Genomic DNA, 25,241 nt, shown 5'->3' with positions numbered 1-25,241 from the left:
CCGCTCTCAAGCCGCCGGGGGCGGTGGCAAGTGCGCCACCACGCGCGCGAAATACGATTGGATGTCCTCAGCTGCCGCGTACGCCTCTTTCACAAAGGCCACCCAGGGCTTCACCACATCGGGATCGGTGAAGCGGCGGGCGCGCTCGAAGGCCCCCTTTTCGCTGTAGAGGATTTCGTACAGCGCTTTGCCGTCCAGCACGACGATCTCCGGCAGCAGGCCGTCGCTCTCGGCCGGGGCAACTTCCTTCGCCTGCAGCACACGGCACTGATGGCCGGCTTCCGCACGCATGTGCAGCCAGGTCAGTTCCCACTGCATGTAGGGCGTCAGCGGCTCCTCCACCACGCGTAGCCGACGGAAGGGAGAAGAGTGCCTTCTGTCGTCCTCCGCCGTCTTCCGGGCTTCGTCGAGCCGCGCCTCGAACAGCCGGAGTGCCTCCTGCCAGTCACCCCGGCGGAGAGCGTCCCGGGTTGGGCTGTCCTCCTCGAAGTGCTGGAGCCGCTCCAGCTTCCAGGACTCGCCGTTACGGATGGCGTGACGCCTCGCCCGGAAATCACTGACGTAAGGGTCATGCTCCAGGACTTCACCTTGCTCCGCCGGAAGATACGGAGCACGAAGATCAAGCATCAGGAATATCTGCCTTTGCTGCGCTGAGCATATTGCCAGGGATCACGACCAGCCGCTCATCAGCGCCGAGCGATACACCCTTCGGCAAGCGGAAGCCGTAGTCATCGGTGAGATCGCGGCCTATGACGGCGATATCCCCGTTGTCCAACTGCCAGATGTCCGGGCAGTCTTCTTCGTCCTCCGAATTCCCGAGCTCCTCCGCGGATTTCCCCAGCCGCCGGAGGAATAACGCGGACGGGTCGGCTTCCCAAGCGCGGGCCATGGCTGCCTCCACTCCTCGATCCCGTGACGGACTTCACGGTACCGGAAGTGTTTGAGCGTGTGCAGTCCGTGTTCAGCCAGCCACCTTGACTTGAAGTCTGGTTCAACTTCTACGGTCGGTCCCGCCGCGTCAGCTCAAACGCAGGGAGACAGGGGAACCGGCCATGGAGTACTCGCACAGCGACGCCGAACTGGTCCAGCAGCCCATCGGTTACTGGAGCTGGGCGGCCTACAACGCCGTCGTCAGCCGCACCCGGGGCGCGCTTGCCGGGATCGGCACCACGCAGCCGCAGTGGTGGGTCCTCGCGCAGGTCGCGCGCGCCGAGAGTGTCAAGACCCGCGCGGAGGTGTCCGGCCTCCTGCGGAACTACCTCGATACGGGCCCGGAAGTCATGGAGTCCGAGATCGACCGGACCATCGCCCAGGGGTGGCTCACCGAGGACACACAAGGGCACCTGGGCATCACGGCGGAGGGGCGGGCGTTCTACGAGAAGGCCGCCGCGCTCCAGGACGAGCTGTGGGCGGAGCGGCACGCGGGCATCTCCGACGCGGCGTACCTGACCACGCTCAAGGTGCTCCAGCGGTTCATCCACAACACGGGCGGCAGTGCCTGGCACCACTAGCCCGGTTGTCAGTGGGGGCTGGAAGGATCCTCGGCATGAAGTTCGACGACCCCGCCGAGATGCACCGCATATGCGCCGAACGGCTCGGAGAGGAGACCGGCCGGCAGTTCACCGCCATGGCGCGCCGCGGCTTCGAGCTGGACCGTGCGACGGACGGGGCCCCGGCGACCGGCCGATGCCGGCTGGGCGGGCCTGCGCTGCTCGAACCCGGCACCCTTTGGCCCGAGTTCGGCGGCATGCCGCTGTCCCTGCACGCCGTGCTCGACACCGGCGCTCTCGCCCCCTGGCTCGGCGACGGACTGCCCACCCGCCCGGGCCTGCTCAACTTCTTCTACATCGACCCGGACGTGCCGTACGAGGAGTACCGGAAACTCAACCTCTCCGAGCGGGACGGCGGCTGCGTGATCCCCGCTGATCCCGCTCGCGCGGTGGAGACAGCCGCACCCGCCCCGGCACGGAGTTACCCGGCCACGCCGGTGCACGCCGCCGGGGTGACGATGCTGCCCGACTGCTGGGACATCGAGGACGAGGACCTCAGTTACGACAAGGACGAGCACTGGGGTGCCCCGTCGCTCCTCCTGCAGAAGATGGACGGCATCGACGGGAACACCGCAGGGGGCCACTGTGCCTTCGGCTGGCCCGACACGTCGTACGCCATCTATGCCACCGAGCGCGACGCCGACGGCCCCGAGATCCATCTGCTCCAGCTCGCGGAGGACGGGGACCTGGGGTGGGGTTGGGGTGACGCCGGGACCATGTACTTCATGATCCCGGCGGGCGCCTTCGCGGCGGGCGATTTCAGCAAGGCCGAGGCACGGATGCGCTGTTGCTGAGCCGCCGCCCTGATGAGGGGGCTGCCCCTACGCTCCAGTGGGGCCGCTTCATTTCGGCGACGAACGCCGCGTCGGCGGTGCCCCTTCCGTCCGTTGCGGGCTACGGGTTGGTTGTGGCTGATCGCGCAGTTCCCCGCGCCCCTTCGGGGCGCGTCCTATGCTCTAGCGGGACCGCTTCACCTCGGCGACGAACGCCGCCCAGGCGGGAGTTGGGAACATCAGCGGCCTGCGGGCCGTGTCCTTGCTGTCACGCACCGGGACGAGGCCGGGGAACCCGTCCGCCACCTCCACGCAGTTGCCGCCATCCGGATTGCTGTAGCTGCTTGCGCGCCAGCGTGCGTCGCTCAGATCCACCATGGTTGTAGCCCTTCGCTGCGTTGGCTGTGCCCCTGCCTGTCCGTTGCAGGCTGCGGGTTGGTTGTGGCTGATCGCGCAGTTCCCCGCGCCCCTTCGGGGCGCGTCCTATGCTCTAACGGGACCGCTTCACCTCGGCGACGAACGCCGCCCAGGCGGAGGTTGGAAACACCAGCGGCCTGCGGGCCGTGTCCTTGCTGTCACGCACCGGAACGACGCCGGGGAAGCCGTCCGCCACCTCCACGCAGTTGCCGCCATTGGGGTCGCTGTAGCTGCTTGCGCGCCAGCGCGCGCCGTGCAGATCCACCATGTTTGTAGCCTTCCGCTGCGTTGGCGATCATCCGCGCGGACATCGGCTCGGGGAGCGAGGCCGCACGCAACTGATCGTAGACACGATTGAACGTCTCCACATCGCCCGGCTCTTCAAACAATTGTCCGTGCCCGGCGCCCTCTGCGTACGCCACCTCGGAGCCGTTCGGCATGGTCAGGATCGTGAGCGAGCCGCCCTGCATCGGGTGCTCTCCTGATGCGAACGGGAGCACTTGAATCGACTGCCGATCGCATGCCCTGCGTACCCGATCCAGTTGCTCGTGCATCGTCCTGTCGCCACCCACTCGACGGGCGAGCACGGCCTCATCGAGCACGACGCAGTGCGAAGGAGCATCAGGCTTCCTGAGACGTTCCTGTCGCGACATACGGAGTTCAACGCGTTCCTCAAGCACCTGAGGGCTCGTCACCCCCATTCCGACTCGCAGCATCGCCCGCGCATACGCCTCCGTCTGCAGAAGACCCGGCACAGCCTGCGACGCGTACTCTCGGATGGCGGCCGCCTTCGCCGCAAGCTCCATGAACCGCTGCACCCAATCCGGAAAGCTCTCCCGATACACATGGGGCCACAGGTCCATCAGCAACCCGTCGGCGCCGACCGCGAGGTCGATGGCTTTGGTCAGTTCCCAGGTCGGGCGGGCGCCCAGGGCGCACTCGAGTTGGGCGATGCGGCCGGGGCTGACGTAGACGCGGGCGGCCAGCTCCCGCTGGGTCCAGCCGCGCTGTTCGCGTAGGCGTTTGAGATGAACGCCGTAGAGGGCGGCCATGCTTGATGTCGGGTCCAGTTGACGTTTGGCCATGGGCTCACCCCGGCTGGCTACTCAGCAACGAATAAAGCTCTCAGTGCTGCTGAGGCTACGTCCCGTCACGCACGCTTGGTGGCGTAACCGGCAATTCCAGCAAGAGGACAAGTCATGGAGAGTCCGCGTCCGGCGTGTCAGGACTGCGAATGGTTCCGCATGGTGATCAATCGCGCGGCGGGGGATCCGAAGGCGCGGGCCGACTTGGAGGCGCTGTTCGGCGCGCGCATCTGCGCCGCAAGCACAGCGACGATGAGCGGCGCGGGCTGCGGAGCCTGTGACGTGTGGGCCGAGGGCGACAGGGTGCGGGACGTGAAGACGGGCAAGCCGGGGACGGTGGTGCAGGTGACAGGCCCGGCACCGTTCATCTACCGGGTGCTGGTGGAGGGGAACGGGAGCGGCGGGGCGCCGCTCATGATCTATCGCTACGGGGACCAGCTGCGCCGGGCCGGTCGGTCGGCGCCGTCTTCGGGGCGACCGCCCGCGCCAGGTCGTCCAGCGCGTCGGTGAGGAGTTCGGCGGTGCGGAGGGCGACGGGCGGGGGGTGGTCGGCCTGTTCCCACCAGCGGGCGAGGGCCTCGTGGACCGAGGGCCACTCCAGCGGTTCGCTCCGCCGTACGGCCGGCACGGCGGTGGCGAGGTCGGAGGCGAGGGCGGCGGAGAAGTCGGCGGCCGAGCTGTCGGGCCGGAAGCTGGGGTGCGGCCCCGGCAGGTGGGCTTCCAGCAGCATGCAGGCGCGGCCCATGGTGACCAGCGCGGACTGCGCCTCGCCCGCGGAGCGGCGGGAGAGCCGCGAGACGCGGCCGTGCTGGCGGACGGGTTCGGCCTCGGCGCGGCTGAGGGTCTGCTCCCAGTCCTGCCGGGCCGCGCGGGTGTCCAGCAGGGCCTCGCGCACCTGGCGCGGGGCGTGTTCCGCGGGGTGCGCGAAGGCGTCGAGCACGGCGATGGCGTACCGCCCGGTGGCCGCCAGCCAGTCGGCGAGCCGGTCGCGCAGCAGCGGGGTGTGCCAGGCGGGGAAGAGCGCGTAGCTGAGCATGGCCAGCGCCCCGCCGAGCGCGGTCAGCCCGGCGCGCTCGTAGGCGGTCTGGTACCAGTCGGCGCCCAGGATGCCGAGCAGGAAGACCACGTAGGCGCCGGTGCAGACGGAGGCGATGACGTAGCCGGTGGACAGCAGCAGGTAGAGGAAGCCGACGCTGACGACGGCCAGCGCGGCGCTGAGGTAGGGGCCGGGCCCTGCCAGCGCCATCACGGTGCCCGCGATGGCGACGCCGACCAGTGTGCCGACAGCGCGGCCGATGCCCCGTTCGTAGGTGCGGGAGAAGTCGGGCCGCAGCACCATGACGGCGGTCAGCGGCACCCAGTAACCGTGCGCCGGCGGCAGCGCGTTGCCGAGCAGGTAGCCGAGGGTCACGACGGCGCTGACGCGCAGCGCGTGCCGCAGGATCGGTGACTTCCAGTGCAGCTCGCGGCGGAAGGCGCGGAGCGCGACGGGCACCAGCCCGGCGAGGGTGGGCATGTGGAGGTGGCGCTCGCGGGCCAGCGCGTGCCCGGCTGCGGGGGTGTGTTTGCCGCCGGCCGCCTTGCGGCCGGCCTCCTGCGTCTCGCGGGCCGTGGCCAGTTCGGCCGCGATCTCCTCCGGGTCGGGGCCGTAGGGCCCGTCCAGGCTGGCGTCCACCACCGGGGGCCGGTCCGGGAAGTCGCGACGGCGGCCCTCGCGGTCGGCCACATGCCAGGTGACCCTGGCCAGCACGCTGCCCCTGGTGACCTCGACGGGTTCCTGTGCGGCTTCCACGGCGTCGTCGGTGAGGGCGATGAGGCGCAGTGCCGCGCGCCGGGCGGGGCCGCTCAGTACGGGGCCGCTCTCGGGGACGCGGAGCACGTCCAGGGCCTGGTCGGGCAGCCGGACGCGGTCGCCACGGCGGATGGCGCGCGCGGTGGCGTCCAGTACGGTCGCGGCGGCGGCCAGCAGTTCGCGTACGCGGTCGCGTTCGGGCCCCACCATCGGGGCTCCGCCCACCACCGGGTCGGCGAGGGAGGCCAGCACCGGGCGGAAGCGCTCGGCCATGGCGCGGTAGCCGTGCAACTGGCGGGGCCTTCGGCGGGCCTGACGGGGGGTGACGGCGGCGGCGCTGCGGGCCTCGATCAGCGGTTCGGGGTCGAAGGACGCCATCGGGTCGTGCCGCAGCCGCCGCGCGTAGTCCGCGACCGCGGCCAGCGCGTCCGCGAGGGTGTCGCGGCGCTCGCCCCACGGCCGTACGGGGAAGAGCACGATCAGCCCGGCCTGTACGACGCCGCCGGTGGCGATCAGCGCGGCGCTGCTGAGCGCGCCCATCACACTGGTCGGCAGGTGGACGGTGATGAGCATGACGGCGATGTTGAACGCCGCCACCACGCCCGAGGTGGGCCCCACGCCCCAGGCCATCCCGGCCATGAAGGCCCACAGGGCCAGCAGCAGTATGAACGCCCACGGCAGGCCGACCAGCAGATAGCCGACGAAGGTGGAGATCGCCAGCCCGCTCGAGGCGGCCAGCGCCAGCACCGGCCTCGGCCGCCAGCTGCGCTGGAAGGTGGCGATACCGGAGGCGAAAGCGCCGAACGCGCTGGAGACCGCGAGTTGCGGGGTGCCGATCAGCAGAGCCAGCCCGACCACGAGGCCGACGCCGCAGGCGCCGCGTACCGCGGTCAGCGGGGTGAGGGAGGTCCGCTCCACGGCCAGCCCTGAACGGGCGGTTTCCTTCAGCGCCCGGAGCCAGGGCAGTGGTGCGGCGATCATGCGGCGAGCCTATCTAAGGCGGACGTTTCGATTCCGGCCCAGCCGCACGGGCTGTTCCGGAAAGGGCTGCCCCTTGCCGGTCATTGCGGACTGCGGGTGTGTGGTGGCTTGGCGCGCCCACGCGGCGGAGCCGCATGTCAGATACAGCCCCGCGCCCCTGACGGGGCGCGTACGCGAACTAATGGTTGCTCGGGAAGCCCAGGTTGATGCCTCCGCTGTCGGCCGGGTCGGGCCAGCGGGTGGTGATGACCTTGCCCCGGGTGTAGAACTGCACGCCGTCGTTGCCGTAGATGTGCAGGTCGCCGAAGAGGCTCTGCTTCCAGCCCCCGAAGGAGTGGTAGCCGACCGGGACGGGGATGGGGACGTTGACGCCGACCATGCCGGCCTCCACCTCCAGCTGGAAGCGCCGGGCCGCGCCGCCGTCCCGGGTGAAGATGGCCGTGCCGTTGCCCCACTTGCTGGAGTTGATCAGCGCGAGGCCCTCGTCGTAGGTCTCGGCCCGCACCACGCACAGCACGGGGCCGAAGATCTCGTCGTCGTAGGCGGCCATCCCCGGCCGCACCTTGTCCAGTAGCGAGACGCCGAGGAAGAAGCCGTCCTCGTGGCCTTCGACGGTCAGCCCCGTGCCGTCGGCCACGACCTCGGCGCCCTGCGCGGCGGCCCCTGCCACATACGAGGCGACCTTGTCGCGGTGCTCCCGGGTGATGAGCGGTCCCATCTCGCTGGCCGGGTCGTCGCCGGGGCCGATCCGCAGCTTGCCGGCCCGCTCCGCGATCCTGGCGACCAGTTCGTCGCCGATCCCGCCCACGGCGACGACGACGGAGACGGCCATACAGCGCTCACCGGCGGAGCCGTACGCCGCGTTGATGGCGTTGTCGGCTGCGTGGTCGAGGTCGGCGTCGGGCAGCACCATCATGTGGTTCTTGGCGCCGCCGAGCGCCTGCACCCGCTTGCCGTGGGCGGTGGCCTCGGCCTGGATGTGCTTGGCGATCGGGGTGGAGCCGACGAAGGAGACGGCGGCCACGTCCGGGTGGGCGAGCAGCCGGTCGACGGCCACCTTGTCGCCGTTGACGACGTTGAGCACGCCCTCGGGCAGCCCCGCCTCGGCGGCGAGTTCGGCGAGCCGGTAGGCGGCCGAGGGGTCCTTCTCGCTGGGCTTGAGGACGAAGGTGTTCCCGCAGGCGAGGGCCAGCGGGAACATCCACATCGGCACCATCGCGGGGAAGTTGAACGGGGTGATGCCCGCGACCACGCCGACCGGCTGCCGGATGGCTGAGACGTCCACCCGGGTGGAGACCTGGGTGGACAGCTCGCCCTTGAGCTTCTCCGGGATGCCGCAGGCCAGCTCCAGGATCTCCATGCCGCGCGCGACCTCACCGAGCGCGTCGGAGTGCACCTTGCCGTGCTCGGCTGTGATCAGCCGGGCGATCTCGTCGCGCCGCGCGTCCAGCAGCTCGCGGTACTTGAACAGGAACGCGGTGCGTGTCGCGAGCGAGGACTGCGACCACTGGGCGTATGCCGTCCTGGCGGCGGCGACCGCCGCGTCCACCTCCTCGGCCGAGGCGAGGGCGACCCGGGTGGGCTGCGCCCCGGTGGCCGGGTCGTAGACGGGGCCGAAGCTGCCGGAGGTCGACTCCACCGGCTTGTTGCCGATCCAGTGGCCGAGGGTCTTCATGGCGAGGGGACCTTTCTTGGTACGGGAAACATCGAGAAGGCTCACGACTGGCGCCCGGGTGGGCTCGGAGGGCTTACAAGTGGCGCCGCTGACGGGCGCGTTGCCGCTCGTACTCCTCGCGGGCCCGGCGCGCTGCCGGGCGCTGTGAGGTCTCGGCGACGGCCACGTCCCACCACGCCTCGGGCCCCGGCGCCGGAACGTCCGGGTCAGGATCGGTCTCGACGTAGACGCAGCTGGGCCGCTCGGAGGCACGCGCCGCTGCCAGCGCCTCGCGCAACTGGTCGCAGGTGGCGGCCCGGTACACCTCCATGCCGAGCGAGGCCGCGTTGGCGGCCAGGTCGAGGGGGAGCACCTCGCCGGTGTAGCCGCCCTCGGCGTCGCGGAACCGGTAGGCGGTGCCGAAGCGTTCGCCGCCGGTCTGCTCGGACAGCCCGCCGATGGAGGCGTAGCCGTGGTTCTGCACGAGGACGACGTTGATGTTGATGCCCTCCTGCACAGCGGTGACCAGCTCGGTGGGCAGCATCAGATACGTACCGTCGCCCACCAGCGCCCACACCGGCCGGTCGGGCGCCGCCAGGCGTACGCCGATGGCGGCCGGGATCTCGTATCCCATGCAGGAGTAGCCGTACTCCACGTGGTACTGGCGCGGGGAGCGGGCACGCCACAGCTTGTGCAGATCGCCCGGCATGGACCCGGCGGCGTTGATGACCACGTCCTCGTCCCCGACCACGGAGTCGAGCGCGCCGAGCACCTGGGTCTGCGAGGGGCGGGCCTTCTCGTCCAGCGGGTGCGGGGCGAACGCCTCGGCCACGACGCGCTCCCAGGCCTGTTTGCCGCGCGCGTACTCGGCCTCGTAGTCCGGCGAGACCCGGTGGCCGCGCAGTGCGGCGGCCAGCGCCTGCAACCCGGCACGCGCGTCGGCGACCAGGGGCAGGGCACCGAGTTTGTGCCCGTCGAAGGCGGCGATGTTGAGGTTGAGGAAGCGGGAGGAGGGGTCGAAGAGGGTGCCCGAGGCCGTGGTGAAGTCGGTGTAGCGGGTGCCGACGCCGATCACCAGGTCGGCGGCGCGGGCCAGTTCGTCGGCCACCGCGGTGCCGGTGTGGCCGATGCCGCCCACGTCGCAGGGGTGGTCGTACCGGACGGACCCCTTGCCCGCCTGGGTGGAGGCCACCGGGATGCCGGTCATGTCGGCGAAGGCGCGCAGCGCCTCCTCGGCCTCGCTGTGGTGGACGCCGCCGCCCGCGATCAGCAGCGGGCGCCGCGCGGCCCGTACCGCCTCGGCGGCCTCGGCCAGCGCCTCCGGCTCGGGAACCGGCCGCGCCACCCGCCACACCCGCTCGGCGAAGAACTCCTCGGGCCAGTCGTACGCCTCGGTCTGCACGTCCTGCGGCAGCGCCAGGGTGACGGCGCCGGTCTCCGCGGGATCGGTGAGCACCCGCATGGCCTGGAGGGCCGCGGGGATCAGCGCTTCGGGGCGCAGCACCCGGTCGAAGTAGCGGGAGACGGGGCGCAGCGCGTCGTTGACGGAGATGTCGCCCGCGTACGGCACCTCCAGCTGCTGGAGCACCGGGTCGGGGACGCGGTTGGCGAAGATGTCGCCGGGCAGCAGGAGCACGGGCAGCCGGTTGACGGTGGCCAGCGCGGCGCCCGTGGTCAGATTGGTGGCGCCGGGGCCGATGGAGGTGGTGACGGCCTGCGCCGAGAGGCGGTTGTGCTGGCGGGCGAAGCCGACGGCGGCGTGCACCATCGACTGTTCGTTGCGGCCCTGGTGGAAGGGGAGCGGCGCGCCCGGCTGCCGGCCGCTCTCGACGAGCGCCTGACCGAGCCCGGCCACGTTGCCGTGCCCGAAGATGCCCCAGCAGGCGCCGATGAGCCGGTGCCGCCGCCCGTCGCGTTCGGTGTGCTGGGCGGCGAGGAAGCGCACGAGGGCCTGCGCGACGGTCAGCCTGACGGTTGTCACCTGGCGGCCTCCTCGTTCTGTCCACTGCCCCGCGATGCTGCGGATTCCTTCGCCTCGTACAACGGAAGCCTTGGATCCACAGGCGTATCGGCCCAGGCGCCGCGAATCCACGCGTGTTCTGGATGGTCGCAGATAAGCCAGGAGCGATCCACCCCAGGACCGGCCATCACGTTCAGGTAGTACATGTCGTGGCCCGGTGCCGCCATCGAGGGGCCGTGCCAGCCGTCCGGGATCAGCACCGCGTCACCGCCGCGCACCTCCGCCAGCACATCGGTGCCCTTGCCGTGGCCGCTGGGGGTCACCCGCTGGTAGCCGAGCCCTTCGGTGGTGGTGCCGTCGGGGGCGTGGTGCGGTGCGATCTCGTAGTAGTAGATCTCCTCCAGCTCGCTCTCCACCCCCTCGCGGTACTCGTCGTGCTTGTGCGGCGGGTACGACGACCAGTTGCCGCCGGGGGTCAGCACCTCGACGGCGATGAGCCGGTGGGCTTCGAACACATGTGCAGCACCGAAGTTGTTGACCTGCCGCGAGCACTGCCCGCTGCCGCGCAGCTCCACCGGCACGTCCTCGGCGGCGCCGTAGCGCACCGGCAGCCGCCGCTCGCAGCGCGCGCCCGTGAGCGCGAACCGGCCGCCCGCCGCGCTGCCGATCGTCACCTCGGCGTCGCGCGGTACGTACGCGAAGTCGCTGACGGCGGTGAAGACGCTCGCCCTGCCGTGCAGCCGGAGGGTGTGCCCCTCGGCCTCCACGGTGCAGCCGCCGCTGAGCGGTAGCACGATCCACTCGCTCCCGCCCGTCGGGAACGTATGGGTCTGCCCGGGGCCGAGCTCCAGCACCCGCAGCGAGGAGTAGCCCCAGCCGGCGCTCTCGGGGCTGACCTCGAGGGCGTACGGGCCCGACGCGGCGCTGCCCGCGCGCAGATGGAAGTCGGTGGTGCGGTTCATCTCGCCCCTTTCAGAGCAGTCCGGTCAGAGCAGTCCGACGGCGGTGTCCACGGCCGCGCCCACATCCCCGTCGGCCGGGTAGAGCAGGGAGCGCCCGACGACCAGCCCCCGTACGGCCGGGAGGCTGAGCGCCTTGCGCCACTTCTCATAGGTGCCCTCCTGGTCGCCGTGCACCTCACCGCCGAGCAGTACGACAGGGAGCGTCGAGGTCTCGCACACCCACGCCATGTCGTCCGGGTCCTCGGTGACCGGCAGCTTGAGCCAGGTGTATGCGGAGGTGCCGCCCAGTCCGGCGGCTATGGCGACGGAACGGGCGACGGCGGGCCCGCTCAGGTCGTTGACCACCCTGCCCTCCACCCTCCCGCTGAGGAACGGTTCCACGAAGACGGGCAGCCGGCGCGCCGCCATCTCGTCGACGGCGCGGGCGGCGGAGTGCAGGGTGCGCAGCGAGCCGGGGTCGTCGTAGTCGATGCGCAGCAGCAGCTTGCCCGCGTCGAAGCGCATCCGTTCGATGTCCTCGGCGCGGTGCCCGGTGAAGCGGTCGTCCAGCTCGAACGAGGCGCCGGCCAGCCCGCCCCGGTTCATGGAGCCGACCGCCACCTTGCCCTCCAGCGCGCCGAGCAGCAGCAGGTCCTCCAGGATGTCGGCGGTGGCCAGCACCCCGTCGACGCCGGGCCTGGACAGCGCCAGCACGAGGCGTTCCAGCAGCTCGGCGCGGTTGGCCATGGCGAACTCGTCGCTGCCGACACCCAGCGCGCCGCGTGCCGGATGGTCGGCTGCGACGATCATCAGCCGCTCGCCGACCTCCACCAGCGGCCTGCGCGTACGCCGGGCCGCCGCCTCGGCGACGGCCTCCGGGTGGCGGGTCCGCACGGACGTCAGCTCGGAGATGCCGACACTGCTGGGGGTCAACGGTGGCTCGCTTTCGGGGCGTTGTGGGGGCGGCGGCTCGCGGGGCGCTGCGCGGGGCCGGGGACGGGCTCAGTCACGCAGCAGGTCCTGCACCTGGGCTGCCGTCGGCATGGCGGAGGAGCAGGCCAGCCGGGAGGCGACCAGCGCGCCGGCCGCGTTGGCGAACCGCATGGCGTACTCCAGCTCCCAGCCGGCCAGCAGCCCGTGGCACAGCGCGCCGCCGAACGCGTCCCCCGCGCCGAGGCCGTTGACGACCTCCACCGGGTGCGGCGGCACCTGCGCCGTGGTGCCGTCGGCGTGTGCGGCGAGTACGCCCTTGGGCCCCTGTTTGACGACGGCCAGTTCGACGCCCGCCGCCAGCAGCGCCTCGGCGCAGGCGTGCGGGTCGCGGGTGCCGGTGGCGACCTCGCACTCGGCGAGGTTGCCGACGGCCACGGTGGCGTGGGCGAGGGCTTCCCGGTAGAAGGGGCGCGCGGCCTCGGCGGCCTCGGCCTCCGTGCGCTGCCCCGCGGTCCCCGCACCCCAGAACATCGGCCGCCAGTCCAGGTCGAAGACGGTGGCGACGGCCTCCTCGCGGCCCGGCGCGCGGGCGGTGAGCGCGGCGAGGGTGGCGCTCCTGCTGGGTTCCTCGCACAGTCCGGTGCCGGTCACCCAGAAGATCCGTGCGGCGGCGATGCCCGCCAGATCCAGCTCGTCGGCGCTCAGCTCCAGGTCGGGCGCCTTGGGCTGCCGGTAGAAGTAGAGCGGGAAGTCGTCGGGCGGGAAGATCTCGCAGAAGGTCACCGGCGTGGGGTACCGCGCCACGCCCGTCACCCACCGGTCGTCGACGCCGAAGTCGCGGAGCGCCTCGTGACAGTAGACGCCGAACGGGTCGTCACCGGTGCGCGTGATGACGGCTGCCGAGCGGCCGAGCCGGGAGGCGGCGACGGCCACGTTGGTGGCGGAGCCGCCGAGGAACTTGCCGAAGCTGTCCACGTGCTGGAGCGGGACGCCGGTCTGGAGAGGGTAGATGTCGACCCCGATGCGGCCCATGGTGACCACCTCGTGCGGCGTACCCCCGTCGTGCGGCTCGGCCATGACTCCCGTCCCTCTCTTCCCCTGCGGGGTGTGCAGGTGCCCGGATCATCGTCCGCTGTTCCGGCGGCCACTGTCAATAATTTGTCCTTACATATTGACGTCGCCCCGGGCGACCGGATTGGCTCTCAGCCATGACTGGCACTTCCTCCGCCCCCTCCCTCGACCGCATCCGCGTCGGCTCCGCGCCCGACTCCTGGGGTGTGTGGTTCCCCGACGACCCCCAACAGGTGCCCTGGCAGCGCTTCCTGGACGAGGTGGCACAGGCGGGCTACCGCTGGATCGAGCTCGGCCCCTACGGCTACCTGCCGACCGACCCGGCACGGCTCACCGACGAGGTGGCCTCCCGCGGCCTGGAGGTCTCGGCCGGCACGGTCTTCACCTCGCTGCACCGGGGGCCGGACATCTGGGACGAGACCTGGGCGCACGTCTCCCGCGTCGCCGAGCTCACCCGCGCGATGGGCGCGGCGCACCTCGTGGTCATCCCCTCCTTCTGGCGCGACGACAAGACGGCCGAACTGATCGAGCCCGCGGAGCTGACGGCGCAGCAGTGGCGGCACCTCGCGCAGGGGACCGAGCGGCTGGCACGCGAGGTCGGCGAGCGGTACGGGCTGCGCATCGCAGTCCACCCGCACGCCGACACCCATATCGACACCGAGGAACACGTCGTCCGCTTCCTCGACGCGACCGACTCCGACCTGGTCAACCTCTGCCTGGACACCGGCCACTACGCCTACTGCGGCGGCGACAGCGTCGAGCTGATCGAGCGGTACGGCGAACGGATCGCCTACCTGCACCTCAAGCAGGTGGACCCGGAGATCCTCGCCGAGGTCGTCCGCGAGGGCACGCCCTTCGGCCCGGCGGTGCGCCAGGGCGTGATGTGCGAACCCCCCGGGGGTGTCCCGGAGCTGGAGCCGGTACTGGTGGCGGCCCAGAATCTGGGCGTGGACCTGTTCGCCATCGTCGAGCAGGACATGTACCCCTGCCCGCCGGACCAGCCGCTCCCCATCGCGGAGCGGACCCGGCGCTTCCTGCACAGCTGCGGCGCCTAGAGCGCGCCCCGGAGCCTGCCTCGTACGGGTGAGGGGGCGCGCTCAGCGGGACGCGACGACCCGGTCACCAATGTCACCGTTTCACGGGCCGGGTGTCACAGCCGTCGCACAGCACCCGTCGGAGGTCACTCTCCGTCGTTCACCGGGCACAGGCTGAGCGATCACCAGCCACCCCTGGGAGGTGCGAGAGATGGCCGACCGAGATCTTTGGTCGTACAAGGAAATCGCCGCGCACATCAGCGTCCAACCCGACACCGTGCGCTCCTACCGGAAGCACGGGCACCTACCGCCGCCCGACCTGGTGGAGGGAGGCAGGCCCTTCTGGTTCGCCGACACCATCCGCGAGTGGGTCACCCGCAGGCCGGGCCACCGCGGCGGGCGCTGAGCCGGGCGACGAGGGAGCTTCGGCCATGACACCCGGCATATCCCCGACGACACCCGGCATATCCCCGACCGCTGAGATTCCCTGGGGCGGCACCACAGGTGCCGCCCCAGAACGCGTCCGGGACGGCGCGGCAGCGGGCCGGCGCGGCACCCTCCGGCCCAGCATCCACTGCACCGCGAGCGCGGCCCCGGCCAGCACCGCGGAAGCACCCACCCCGATCAGCGCGCCGGAGAGCGTTCCGGCCAGCGCCCGGCCGCCCCAGTAGCCGACGCCCACCGAATAGCCCGCCCACAGCAGCTCGGCCAGCCCGGCGCCCAGCAGGAAGCGCCGCACCGGGTAGCCAACGGTGCCGGTGGCCAGGCCGCCGACGATCCGGCCGCTGGGCAGGAACCGGACCGCGATCACGAACGGCACCCCGTGGCGCCGGACATGGCCGGCCGTCCACTCGAGCGCCGCCCTGCGGCGCGGACCGGACGACAGCCACCGGCGGCTCCGTCCGCCCGTGCGCCGCCCGATCCCGTACACCAGCACGTCCCCGGCCAGCGCGCTGCCCGCCACGGTCAGCAGCACCAGCGGCAGCGGCAGCCGTCCCTCGGCGGCCAGCGCACCCGCCGCCGCGATCAGCGCGGAGTTGGGCACCAGCGGCGGCAGGGTGGTGAGCCCCAGCACCGCCAGCGTCATCCACAGCGCGCCCTCCACGCCGACCACCCGCCTTCCACCGGACGCCCCCGTGGCGCCACCCGTAAGCCCCAGCTGACAGGTGAAAGGCCCGGGGAACAACCGCCGTCCGACCATTACGGGGACATCTCAGGGCCTGGTCGAGCCGACCCCTAAGGGCTTGCCGTCAGCCGACCGGACGGTGCGTACCGCCGTCCGCCGCACTTGGCGTATACCCTGAGGGGGTATATCGTTGAGCCCGCGCACACCCCGGACGCACCACCATCCGGGCCCCTTCGTGCGGCTCGGCCTGAGTGTTCCGTACTGAGCGTTCCGTACTGAGAGTTGAGGAGTGGACCATGAGCACTGTCACGACCACCTACAAGGTTTCCGGAATGACCTGCGGCCACTGCGAGGGCGCGGTCTCCGAGGAGATCTCCCGGCTCGAGGGCGTCTCGGCAGTGAAGGCCGTGGCCGCCTCCGGAGAGGTCACCGTCACCTCCTCCGGCGAGCTGGACGAAGCCGCCGTGCGGGATGCCGTGGACGAGGCGGGATACGAGCTGGTCGGCCGGGCCTGACCGGCCCGGCCGCCTCGCCATCACAAGGGGCACCGCCCCTCCATTGTCACCCCGGCCCGGGAGTCCCGCACGGCAGGGCGAGACCCTCTCCCGCCGCAGCGGCACTCAGCCACGAAAGACGTGACCGGCGGTGCCGAACCAACCGATTGCGGCGAGTTCGGCACCGTCGGTCACGCGCGTTCCACACCTCACCGTCGCGGCGGGAAGAAGCACACCTACGGAACCCTCTTGCACCAAGCCCGCGGCAGCGAAAAGCGCCCCGTCGGCCAGGTCCCCCCACGGGCCCGCCAACGGGGCGCTTTCGATTCCCGGTCACGGATTCCCCCCACGGGATCCTGGCCGGGCGCCTCCTGGGTGTCCGTGCGAGCGGGAGGGCCGCTCAAAGCTCCCCGCGCACGTTCACCGTTCCTTCACCTCGCATCCGTCCCCCAAGACGGATGTGAAGCCGGCGGCGACGGCTCCGCCGGGAGGCCGACGCCACCCGGTTAGACCTACGAACCCCGCCGATGGTTACCCCCCAATTTCTGTGACCTACGTCTCGTCGTCAATGCGCACAAATGGAAGACCCCGGTCCGTTTGGACCGGGGCCTTCCATTTGTGCTGGTACCGGGGAGAGCGGGTCATCCCGAGAGCGCGGCGCCGTCGGAGCGGCTCACCCGAAAAGGGGCAGCCCCGAACAGGGCAATGGCTCAGCGCGCCTCGACGGGGACGTAGTCCCGCTCGACGACGCCCGTGTAGATCTGCCGCGGGCGGCCGATGCGCGAGTTCGGCTCCTTGATCATCTCGTGCCACTGGGCGATCCAGCCCGGGAGCCGGCCGAGCGCGAACAGCACGGTGAACATGCTGGTCGGGAAGCCCATGGCGCGGTAGATCAGGCCGGTGTAGAAGTCCACGTTCGGGTAGAGCTTCCGCTCCACGAAGTAGTCGTCGGACAGCGCGTGCTCCTCCAGGCGGAGCGCGATGTCCAGCAGCTCGTCGCTCTTGCCCAGGGCCGAGAGCACATCGTGGGCCGCCGCCTTGATGATCTTCGCCCGGGGGTCGAAGTTCTTGTAGACGCGGTGGCCGAAGCCCATCAGCTTGACGCCGTCCTCCTTGTTCTTCACCTTGCGGATGAAGCTGTCGACGTCACCGCCGGAGGCCTGGATGCCCTGGAGCATCTCCAGCACGCTCTGGTTGGCGCCGCCGTGCAGGGGGCCCCAGAGCGCGTTGATACCGGCCGAGATGGAGGCGAACATGTTCGCCTGCGACGAGCCGACCAGCCGCACGGTGGAGGTCGAGCAGTTCTGCTCGTGGTCCGCGTGCAGGATCAGCAGCTTGTCGAGGGCGCTGACCACGACCGGGTCCAGCTCGTACTCCTGGGCCGGGACCGAGAAGGTCATCCGCAGGAAGTTCTCCACGTAGCCCAGGTCGTTGCTCGGGTAGATGACCGGGTGGCCGATCGCCTTCTTGTAGGCGTACGCGGCGATCGTCGGCAGCTTGGCCAGCAGCCTTATGGTCGACAGGTGCCGCTGCTTCTCGTCGAAGGGGTTGTGGCTGTCCTGGTAGAAGGTCGACAGCGCGCTCACCACCGAGGAGAGCATCGCCATCGGGTGGGCGTCACGCGGGAAGCCGTCGTAGAACCGTTTGACGTCCTCGTGCAGCAGGGTGTGCTGCGTGATCTCGTTCTTGAACGCGCTCAGCTCGTCGACGGTGGGCAGCTCGCCGTTGATGAGCAGATACGCCGTCTCCAGGAAGGTGCCGCGTTCGGCGAGCTGCTCGATCGGATAGCCGCGGTAGCGCAGGATGCCCTGCTCACCGTCGAGGAAGGTGATGGCGGATTTGTAGGCGGCGGTGTTGCCGTATCCCGAGTCCAGGGTCACCAGACCGGTCTGGGCACGCAGCTTGCCGATGTCGAAGCCACGGTCGCCCACCGTGCTGTCGACGACCGGGTAGCTGTACTCGCCGTCCCCGTAGCGGAGTACTACGGAGTTCTCGCTGTCGCGGTGTTCGCTCACGTCATCCCTCACCGACGTAGTGCCTCTTCTTCGAGGTGCCCTGACTTCTTCCACTCTCCCCTATCCAGCGCCGTGCGGTGCACTGGGGGTCAGCCGGAGGGCTCCATGGTGGCACGCAGTGCCGCCCAACTAGCTATCCTGCACCCTCTTGGCCGCCATGGTCACCCCCTGGCACACATCCCGCCTCCCGAGGAGGAGCCGCCGCGCGCAGCCGGTGGTCGAGCGCCGTACAGCGCCGCCCCGCCGAGACGGTCCGGACCGCCTGGCCGAGCGCCCTGCGCGACCCCACCAGCACCACCAGCCGCTTGGCTCTCGTCACCGCCGTGTACAGCAGGTTCCGCTGGAGCATCATCCAGGCACCCGTGGTGACCGGGATCACTACCGCCGGGTATTCGCTGCCCTGCGAGCGGTGGATGGTCATCGCGTAGGCGTGGGAGAGCTCGTCCAGCTCGTCGAAGTCGTAGGCGACCTCCTCGTCCTCGTCCGTCAGCACGGTGAGCCGGTGGTCGTCGACGTGCAGTCCGGTGACCACGCCGACCGTGCCGTTGAAGACACCGTTCGCGCCTTTTTCATAGTTGTTCCTGATCTGGGTGACCTTGTCGCCCACCCGGAAAACCCGACCGCCGAAGCGCTTTTCGGGCAGCCCGGGACGGGCCGGGGTGACAGCCTGCTGGAGCAGCCCGTTGAGCGCGCCGGCCCCGGCCGGGCCGCGGTGCATCGGCGCCAGCACCTGCACATCGCGCCGCGGGTCGAGCCCGAACCTGGCCGGGATGCGCCGGGCCGCCACATCCACCGTCAGCTGCCCCGCCGCCTCGGTGTCCTCCTCCACGAAGAAGAAGAAATCCTCCAGCCCCTGGGTGAGCGGCTGGGTGCCCGAGTTGATCCGGTGCGCGTTGGTCACCACGCCCGACTGCTGGGCCTGCCGGAAGATCCGGCGCAGCCGCACCGCGGGTACGGGACCGCCCTCCGCCAGCAGATCCCGCAGCACCTCGCCGGCGCCCACCGAGGGCAGTTGGTCCACGTCTCCCACCAGCAGCAGATGGGCGCCGGGCGGGACGGCCTTGATCAGTTTGTTGGCGAGCAGCAGGTCCAGCATGGAGGCCTCGTCGACCACGACCAGGTCGGCCTCCAGCGGGCGGTCCCTGTCGAAGGCCGCGTCGCCGCCCGGTTTCAGCTCCAGCAGCCGGTGCACGGTGGAGGCCTCGGCCCCGGTCAGCTCCGCCAGCCGCTTGGCGGCCCGGCCGGTGGGCGCGGCCAGCACCACCCGGGCGTGCTTGGCGCGGGCCAGCTCGACCACCGAGCGCACGGTGAACGACTTGCCGCACCCCGGCCCGCCGGTCAGCACCGCCACCCGGCTGGTGAGGGCGAGCCGCACCGCCTCCTGTTGCTCGGGCGCCAGCCGGGCACCCGTGCGCTCCGCCAGCCAGCCGAGCGCCTTGTCCCAGTCGACGTCCTGGAACCATGGCAGCCGGTCCTCCGCCGTGCGCAGCAGCCGCTTGAGCTGGGCCGCCAGCGCCACCTCAGCGCGCTGGAAGGGCACCAGATAGACGGCGGTCAGCCGGCGTCCGGGATCCTCGGGGTCGGGCACCGGCTCGCGCACCACGCCGCCCTCCTCGTCGGCGGCGAGCTCACCGAGACAGTCGATGACCAGGCCGGTGTCCACCTGGAGGAGCTTGACGGCCTCGGAGATGAGCCGCTCCTCGGGCAGATAGCAGTGCCCCTGGTCCGAGGACTGGGACAGGGCGTGGCGCAGACCGGCCTTGACCCGCTCCGGGCTGTCGTGCGGGATACCGACCGACTGGGCGATGCGGTCGGCCGTCAGGAAGCCGATGCCCCACACGTCGGCCGCCAGCCGGTAGGGGTTGCCGCGCACCACGGAGATCGACGCGTCGCCGTACTGCTTGTAGATCCGCACCGCGATGGAGGTGGAGACGCCGACGCCCTGGAGGAAGACCATCACCTCCTTGATGGCCTTCTGCTCCTCCCACGCGGCCGCGATCAGTTTGGTGCGCTTGGGGCCGAGCCCGGGGACCTCGATGAGCTTCTTGGGGTCGGCCTCGATGATCTCCAGCGTGTCGACGCCGAAGTGGCTGACGATCCGGTCGGCGATACGTGGCCCGATGCCCTTGACCAGGCCCGAGCCCAGATAGCGGCGGATGCCCTGGATGGTGGCGGGCAGCACCGTGACGTAGTTGTCCACATGGAACTGGCGCCCGTACTGCGGGTGGGAGCCCCAGCGCCCCTCCATCCGCAGCGACTCCCCCGCCTGGGCGCCCAGCAACGCGCCCACGACCGTGAGCAGTTCGCCACCGCCGCGGCCGGTGTCGACTCGGGCGACGGTGTACCCGTTGTCCTCATTGGCGTAGGTGATGCGCTCTAGTACCCCTTCGAGCACAGCAGGCTGGAACGTCATGTGACCGACCGTAGCCCCGGATACCGACACCCCGGCAGCCCTGTGGATACCGCGCCCTCCAGGGGGTCGCCCCCCGGACCACCAGCCGGACGAACGCCGACCCGGCGCCACTTCCGGGCCGACACCCGCCCCCTGGAGATGACTCTGGGCTCACCACCGGAACTGTCCGCGTGACCAGTGCAGTTACGTATGCACGAGCATCATCACGATCGTGCATCGGCACCGTTCTCGACTTGCGCCACCCTGCGCACATCACATTGCATGACCGATGTAATCGTTTCCATGCGCAGCGCGGCGCCCCCCTGAGTGCCCTGCGTCTGGAGGCACTTCCCCCCTTCCCAGCTTGGAAAAAGCACGGCAATGGCAGGCATCAAGGACGTCGCGGCACGCGCCGGCGTCTCCGTCGCCACGGTCTCGCGCGTCCTCAACGACCACAGCGGGGTCCGCGAGGAGACCCGTACCCGGGTGCTGACCGCCGTCTCCGAACTGAGCTACCGGCCCAACACGCTGGCCCGCTCCCTGCGCACCGACCAGACGCGCACCCTCGGGCTGGTCATCAGCGACGTGCTGAATCCTTTCTTCACCGAGCTGGCCCGTGCGGTCGAGGACGCGGCCCGCAGCAAGGGCTACAGCGTGATCATCGGCAACGCCGACGAACAGCTCGCGCTCCAGGACCACCATGTGCGCACCCTGCTGGACCGCCGGATCGACGGACTGCTCGTCTCCCCCGCCTCCGGCGACTCCGTCGCGCTGCGGGAGGCCGCGCTGCTGGGCATCCCCATGGTGTTCGTGGACCGGTGGATCGAGGGTCTGGACGTACCGCTGGTGCGTGCCGACGGGCAGCCCGCAGTTCGCGATCTCGTCGCTCATCTGTACGCCCTCGGACACCGCAGGCTGGCTATCATCACCGGGCCCGTCGCGAGCACGACCAGCAACGAGAGGGTCCACGCCTTCCGCTCGGCGCTGCGGGAGCACGGACTGCCGCTGCCCGACACCTTCATCGGCCAGGGCGACTTCCAGACGGCGAGCGGACGGCGGGCCACGGAGCGGTTCTTCGCGCTGCCCGAGCCGCCCGACGCGATCTTCGCGACGGACAACCTGATGGCGCTGGGCGTCATGGAGCAGCTGCGCACCCGGGGCATGCGGGTGCCGGCCGATGTGTCGCTGGCCGCCTTCGACGACATCCCCTGGTTCCTGCACACCGACCCCCCGATCACCGCGATCGCCCAGCCCACCCAGGAGCTGGGCCACCGCGCGGTCGCCGCGCTGACCGACCTGGTGGAGGGCCGGAGCGCCGGTTCCGTCACGCTCTCCGCCCACCTCATAGCGCGCCGCTCCTGCGGCGAAGACGAAAGGACGCGTCGTTGACCACCCCAGACCCGCCCCCGGCACGGGAACTGCTGCGCACGGAGGGCATCCGCAAGACCTTCCCCGGCGTGGTCGCCCTCGACGGTGTCGACTTCGACCTGCGCGCCGGTGAAGTGCACGTCCTGCTGGGCGAGAACGGCGCCGGCAAGAGCACCCTGATCAAGGTGCTCTCCGGCACCTATCGCGCGGACGCGGGACGGGTGCTGCGTGAGGGCAAGGCAGTGCGCATCACGGGCGCCGAGGCCGCGGAGAAGCTCGGAATCGGCACCATCCACCAGGAGTTCAACCTGGTGCCGCACCTGTCCATCGCGGAGAACATCTTCCTGGGCCGGCAGCCGCGCCGGTTCGGCCTGGTGGACCGCAAGAAGATGGAGGCCGACGCCAAGGTGCTGCTGGACCGGGTCGGCGTCACCGCTCCCCCGCGCACCCCGGTCGGCAAGCTGGGCATCGCCGGGCGGCAGATGGTCGAGATCGCCAAGGCGCTCAGCCTGCGCACCCGCGTCCTGATCATGGACGAGCCGACCGCCGTGCTCACCGCCGAGGAGGTGAACCGGCTCTTCGTCATCGTCCGCAAGCTGCGGGCCGAGGGTGTGGGCATCGTCTTCATCACCCACCACCTGGAGGAGATCGCCGCCATCGGCGACCGGGTCACCGTGCTGCGCGACGGCCGCAGCGTCGGCCAGGTCTCCGCCCACGCCCCGCAGGACGAGCTGGTGCGGATGATGGTGGGCCGCAGCATCGAGCAGCAGTACCCGCGCGAGACCGTACAGGCCGAGAAGGCGGCCGCCTCGGCCGCGCCGCTGCTGCGGGTCTCCGGGCTGCGCAAGAACGGCGTCTTCGAGAACATCGACTTCGAGGTGCGCGCCGGTGAGGTCGTCGGCATCGCCGGGCTGGTCGGCGCCGGCCGTACCGAGGTGGTGCGCGCCGTCTTCGGCGCCGACGACTACGACGCCGGGCGCGTCGAGGTGGCCGGCAAGCGGCTGCCCGGCGGCGACGTATGGGCCTCGCACGCGGCGGGGCTGGGCCTTGTTCCCGAGGACCGCAAGGGGCAGGGCCTGCTGCCGGACGCGTCGGTCGCGGAGAACCTCGGCCTGGTCACCCTGCGGGAGGCGAGCAGGGGCGGTCTGGTCGACCGTGCGGGCCAGCGCAGGGCGGCCTCGCGGATCGCCGACCGGCTGGGCGTACGGATGGCCGGACTCGATCAGCATGTGCGCACCCTCTCCGGCGGCAACCAGCAGAAGGTCGTGATCGGCAAGTGGCTGCTCGCCAACAGCCGCGTGCTGATCCTGGACGAACCCACCCGAGGCATCGACGTGGGCGCCAAGGTCGAGATCTACCAGCTCATCAACGAGCTGACGGCCTCCGGCCACGCGGTGCTGATGATCTCCAGCGACCTCCCCGAGGTGCTGGGCATGAGCGACCGGATCCTGGTGATGTCCCAGGGCCGGATCGCCGGTGAACTGACCGCGCGGGAAGCGACCCAGGACGCCGTCATGGCCCTGGCCGTCGGCACCTCCGCGCCAGGTACGAGCGAGATGGAGGATTCTCCCCGTGGCCATTGACACGCAGCAGCCGGGTCACCGCCTGGACAAGCGCCCCGGCGGCAGCGGGCCGCCCAACCGCGTACGCCGCGTCCTGGAGGACAACGGCGCACTCACCGCGCTCGCCGTTCTGGTCCTCGTGCTGTCGTTCTGGACCGGCAACTTCTTCACCACGACGAACCTGCTGAACGTGGGCGTACAGGCGGCCGTGACCGCCATCCTCGCCTTCGGCGTCACGTTCGCCATCGTCTCCGGCGGCATCGACCTGTCGGTCGGTTCGGTGGCGGCGTTCTCCGGGGTCATGCTGGGCTGGTTCACCACGACCCAGGGCATGCCGGTCTTTCTCGGCGTCGTCCTGGCCATCCTCTCCGGCACCGCCGCCGGACTGGTGAACGGCATCCTGATCTCGTACGGGAAGCTGCCGCCGTTCATCGCGACCCTGGCGATGCTCTCGGCAGCGCGCGGCCTGGCACAGGTCGTCTCCGAGGGCAGCCCGGTCGTGCTGCCCGACTCCCTCACCTGGATCGGCAGGACGATGGGGGAATGGCTGCCGGTGCCGGTCCTGGTGATGATCGCCATGGGTCTGCTGGCGGCGCTGGTGCTCAACCGCACCTACAGCGGCCGTTCGATGTACGCCATCGGCGGAAACGAGGAAGCCGCGCACCTGTCCGGCATCCGGGTCCGCCGCCAGAAGCTGGTGATCTACACCCTGGTGGGCACCTTCGCCGCCATCGCCGGAATCGTCCTGGCATCCCGGCTCGCCTCGGCCCAGCCGACGGCCGCCAATGGTTACGAACTGGATGCGATTGCGGCCGTCGTCATTGGTGGTGCCAGTCTCGCCGGAGGCGTCGGCAAGGCTTCCGGAACGCTGATCGGCGCGCTTATCCTCGCTGTTCTGCGCAATGGACTCAACCTTCTCGACGTTTCCGCTTTCTGGCAGCAGGTTGTCATTGGGGTAGTTATTGCGCTCGCCGTGCTCCTCGATACACTGCGTCGCCGCGCATGATCTTTATGCGACGGGGGAGCTCGCGTAGTTCATCCATCTGCCGACTGCAAGGAATGCAGCAATGAGCAAGAGAACGAACACGTCTGTCGTCGTCGTGGCCACGGCAGTCGCACTGACGGCAACGGCCTGTGGTTCCGGCGACGGTTCGAGCGGCGGTAAGGACAAGCCCAAGATCGGCTTCGCCATATCCGCGCTCAACCAGCCCTTCATGGTCCAGATGAAGAAGGGCGCCGAGGAGGAGGCCAAGGCACAGGGCGCGGAGCTGAGCGTCCAGAACGCCTCGGACGACGCCTCCCAGCAGGCCAACCAGATCCAGAACTTCACCTCGCAGCAGGTGAAGTCGATCATCATCAACCCGGTCGACTCCGACGCTGCGGCCCCTTCCGTCAAGGCAGCGAACAACGCGAACATCCCGGTCATCGCCGCCGACCGCAGCGTCAACAAGGCCGATGTGAAGACGACCGTCGCCTCCGACAACGTCGCGGGCGGCGAGAAGGCCGCCAAGGAGATCGCCGACCAGCTCGGCGGCAAGGGCCAGGTTCTGCACCTCCAGGGGCAGACGGGCACCTCCGCCTCCCGCGAGCGCGGCAAGGGCTTCACCGAGGGCCTCAAGAAGTACCCCGGCATCAAGGTCGTCACCAAGCAGCCCGCGGACTTCCAGCGCACCAAGGGCCTGGACGTGACCACCAACGCGATGCAGTCGCACCCGGAGATCGACGCCGTCTTCGCGGAGAACGACGAGATGGCGCTCGGCGCGGTCAAGGCGCTCGGCTCCAAGGCGGGCAAGTCCGTCAAGATCGTCGGCTTCGACGGCACGACCGACGCGATGAAGGCCATCAAGAAGGGCACCATCAACGCGACCGTCGCCCAGCAGCCCGCCGAGCTCGGCAAGATGGCCGTCCGCAATGCCATGCGCGTCATCGACGGCTCCGACGTCGACAAGCAGATCAAGGTCCCGGTGAAGGTCGTCACCAAGAAGAACGTCGACCGGTTCTCCTGACCGGGGCGCGGTTCTCCAGCCGGGAGCCGCTTCCCCGGACGGGAGCCGCAGGAACGACAGGCTGAACGGCCCGTCGCGGGCAGCCGC

The 25,241-nt window shown here is 70.5% G+C and carries 19 protein-coding genes and 3 pseudogenes; 8 read left to right on the top strand and 14 right to left on the bottom strand.

The annotated features are described in order from the left end of the window. Window positions 1–6: 6 nt before the first annotated feature. Both HC362_RS21685 and HC362_RS21680 read right to left on the bottom strand, forming a co-directional pair. Window positions 7–627 carry a DUF6879 family protein gene (locus HC362_RS21685; protein WP_243085668.1) on the bottom strand — a complete coding sequence of 207 codons (621 nt, stop codon included), beginning with the start codon at window positions 625–627 and terminating at the stop codon, window positions 7–9. Continuing rightward, entirely contained in the window at window positions 620–889 is a 270-nt protein-coding gene (locus HC362_RS21680; RefSeq protein ID WP_243085667.1) for a hypothetical protein, read from the bottom strand. Before HC362_RS21680 ends, HC362_RS21685 begins: the two co-directional genes overlap by 8 nt. 163 nt (window positions 890–1,052) lie before the next feature. Between HC362_RS21680 and HC362_RS21675 the strand changes: the two genes are divergently transcribed. Both HC362_RS21675 and HC362_RS21670 read left to right on the top strand, forming a co-directional pair. Then, window positions 1,053–1,511, top strand: coding sequence for a MarR family transcriptional regulator (locus tag HC362_RS21675; RefSeq protein WP_243085666.1), 459 nt, complete (start codon window positions 1,053–1,055; stop codon window positions 1,509–1,511). 35 nt (window positions 1,512–1,546) lie between these two features. Continuing rightward, window positions 1,547–2,344 (top strand): YwqG family protein, encoded by a 798-nt coding sequence (locus HC362_RS21670; RefSeq protein WP_243085665.1) that lies wholly within the window; start codon window positions 1,547–1,549, stop codon window positions 2,342–2,344. A 162-nt stretch (window positions 2,345–2,506) separates the two neighbouring features. Here HC362_RS21670 and HC362_RS21665 read toward each other — a convergent pair whose 3' ends face one another. The 9 genes and pseudogenes from HC362_RS21665 to iolC all read right to left on the bottom strand — a co-directional run bounded on the left by HC362_RS21665 (window position 2,507) and on the right by iolC (window position 13,163). Beyond that, window positions 2,507–2,701, bottom strand: coding sequence for a DUF397 domain-containing protein (locus HC362_RS21665; protein ID WP_243085664.1), 195 nt, complete (start codon window positions 2,699–2,701; stop codon window positions 2,507–2,509). A gap of 112 nt (window positions 2,702–2,813) precedes the next feature. Next, the gene (locus HC362_RS35080; protein ID WP_347568463.1) at window positions 2,814–3,008 is read right to left on the bottom strand and encodes a DUF397 domain-containing protein; all 195 of its coding nucleotides are present in this window, start codon (window positions 3,006–3,008) and stop codon (window positions 2,814–2,816) included. A 34-nt stretch (window positions 3,009–3,042) separates the two neighbouring features. Then, window positions 3,043–3,792, bottom strand: a pseudogene (locus HC362_RS21655) (helix-turn-helix transcriptional regulator); the annotation flags it as partial. A 445-nt stretch (window positions 3,793–4,237) separates the two neighbouring features. Next, a complete protein-coding gene (locus HC362_RS21650) occupies window positions 4,238–6,598 on the bottom strand; it encodes an FUSC family protein (protein WP_243085661.1) in 2,361 nt (786 codons plus the stop codon). A gap of 178 nt (window positions 6,599–6,776) precedes the next feature. Further along, the gene (locus tag HC362_RS21645) at window positions 6,777–8,273 is read right to left on the bottom strand and encodes a CoA-acylating methylmalonate-semialdehyde dehydrogenase (protein ID WP_243085660.1); all 1,497 of its coding nucleotides are present in this window, start codon (window positions 8,271–8,273) and stop codon (window positions 6,777–6,779) included. 73 nt (window positions 8,274–8,346) lie between these two features. Beyond that, window positions 8,347–10,233 (bottom strand): 3D-(3,5/4)-trihydroxycyclohexane-1,2-dione acylhydrolase (decyclizing), encoded by a 1,887-nt coding sequence (gene iolD / locus HC362_RS21640; RefSeq protein WP_243085659.1) that lies wholly within the window; start codon window positions 10,231–10,233, stop codon window positions 8,347–8,349. Next, entirely contained in the window at window positions 10,230–11,174 is a 945-nt protein-coding gene (iolB, locus tag HC362_RS21635) for a 5-deoxy-glucuronate isomerase (protein ID WP_243085658.1), read from the bottom strand. The genes iolD and iolB overlap by 4 nt, the downstream gene beginning before the upstream one ends. 24 nt (window positions 11,175–11,198) lie before the next feature. After that, entirely contained in the window at window positions 11,199–12,086 is an 888-nt protein-coding gene (locus tag HC362_RS21630; RefSeq protein WP_243085657.1) for a deoxyribose-phosphate aldolase, read from the bottom strand. A gap of 69 nt (window positions 12,087–12,155) precedes the next feature. Beyond that, window positions 12,156–13,163 carry a 5-dehydro-2-deoxygluconokinase gene (gene iolC / locus HC362_RS21625; RefSeq protein WP_243085656.1) on the bottom strand — a complete coding sequence of 336 codons (1,008 nt, stop codon included), beginning with the start codon at window positions 13,161–13,163 and terminating at the stop codon, window positions 12,156–12,158. 131 nt (window positions 13,164–13,294) lie between these two features. On the opposite strand from iolC, the gene HC362_RS21620 reads away from it, so the two are divergent. Both HC362_RS21620 and HC362_RS21615 read left to right on the top strand, forming a co-directional pair. Further along, window positions 13,295–14,212, top strand: a complete 918-nt coding sequence (locus HC362_RS21620; RefSeq protein ID WP_243085655.1) for a sugar phosphate isomerase/epimerase — start codon at window positions 13,295–13,297, stop codon at window positions 14,210–14,212. A gap of 190 nt (window positions 14,213–14,402) precedes the next feature. After that, the gene (locus HC362_RS21615) at window positions 14,403–14,597 is read left to right on the top strand and encodes a MerR family transcriptional regulator (RefSeq protein WP_243085654.1); all 195 of its coding nucleotides are present in this window, start codon (window positions 14,403–14,405) and stop codon (window positions 14,595–14,597) included. A gap of 273 nt (window positions 14,598–14,870) precedes the next feature. On the opposite strand, the pseudogene HC362_RS21610 reads toward HC362_RS21615, so the two are convergent. Further along, a pseudogene (locus HC362_RS21610) lies at window positions 14,871–15,278 on the bottom strand (VTT domain-containing protein); the annotation flags it as partial. 290 nt (window positions 15,279–15,568) lie between these two features. Between HC362_RS21610 and HC362_RS21605 the strand changes: the two are divergent. Next, window positions 15,569–15,832: a heavy-metal-associated domain-containing protein gene (locus tag HC362_RS21605; RefSeq protein WP_243085653.1), complete on the top strand. Its 264-nt coding sequence runs from the start codon at window positions 15,569–15,571 to the stop codon at window positions 15,830–15,832. Window positions 15,833–16,521: 689 nt separating this feature from the next. On the opposite strand, the gene HC362_RS21600 is transcribed toward HC362_RS21605, so the two are convergent. Continuing rightward, a complete protein-coding gene (locus HC362_RS21600; RefSeq protein ID WP_243085652.1) occupies window positions 16,522–17,826 on the bottom strand; it encodes a citrate synthase in 1,305 nt (434 codons plus the stop codon). A gap of 133 nt (window positions 17,827–17,959) precedes the next feature. Next, window positions 17,960–20,239 carry an ATP-dependent RecD-like DNA helicase gene (locus tag HC362_RS21595; RefSeq protein WP_243085651.1) on the bottom strand — a complete coding sequence of 760 codons (2,280 nt, stop codon included), beginning with the start codon at window positions 20,237–20,239 and terminating at the stop codon, window positions 17,960–17,962. A gap of 360 nt (window positions 20,240–20,599) precedes the next feature. Between HC362_RS21595 and HC362_RS21590 the strand changes: the two genes are divergently transcribed. From HC362_RS21590 to HC362_RS35075, 3 genes and pseudogenes are all read left to right on the top strand, one after another. Further along, a complete protein-coding gene (locus HC362_RS21590; protein WP_243085650.1) occupies window positions 20,600–21,607 on the top strand; it encodes a LacI family DNA-binding transcriptional regulator in 1,008 nt (335 codons plus the stop codon). Beyond that, entirely contained in the window at window positions 21,604–23,169 is a 1,566-nt protein-coding gene (locus HC362_RS21585) for a sugar ABC transporter ATP-binding protein (protein ID WP_243085649.1), read from the top strand. Before HC362_RS21590 ends, HC362_RS21585 begins: the two co-directional genes overlap by 4 nt. A gap of 22 nt (window positions 23,170–23,191) precedes the next feature. Beyond that, window positions 23,192–25,154: pseudogene (locus HC362_RS35075) on the top strand (substrate-binding domain-containing protein). The last annotated feature ends 87 nt before the right edge of the window (window positions 25,155–25,241 follow it).

It is taken from the genome of Streptomyces sp. 891-h, from assembly GCF_022760275.1.
Classification (GTDB): Bacteria; Actinomycetota; Actinomycetes; order Streptomycetales; family Streptomycetaceae; genus Streptomyces; species Streptomyces spirodelae.
The sequence above is the reverse complement of the archived record's forward strand: the minus strand, read 5'-3'. Positions and strand labels throughout refer to the sequence as shown.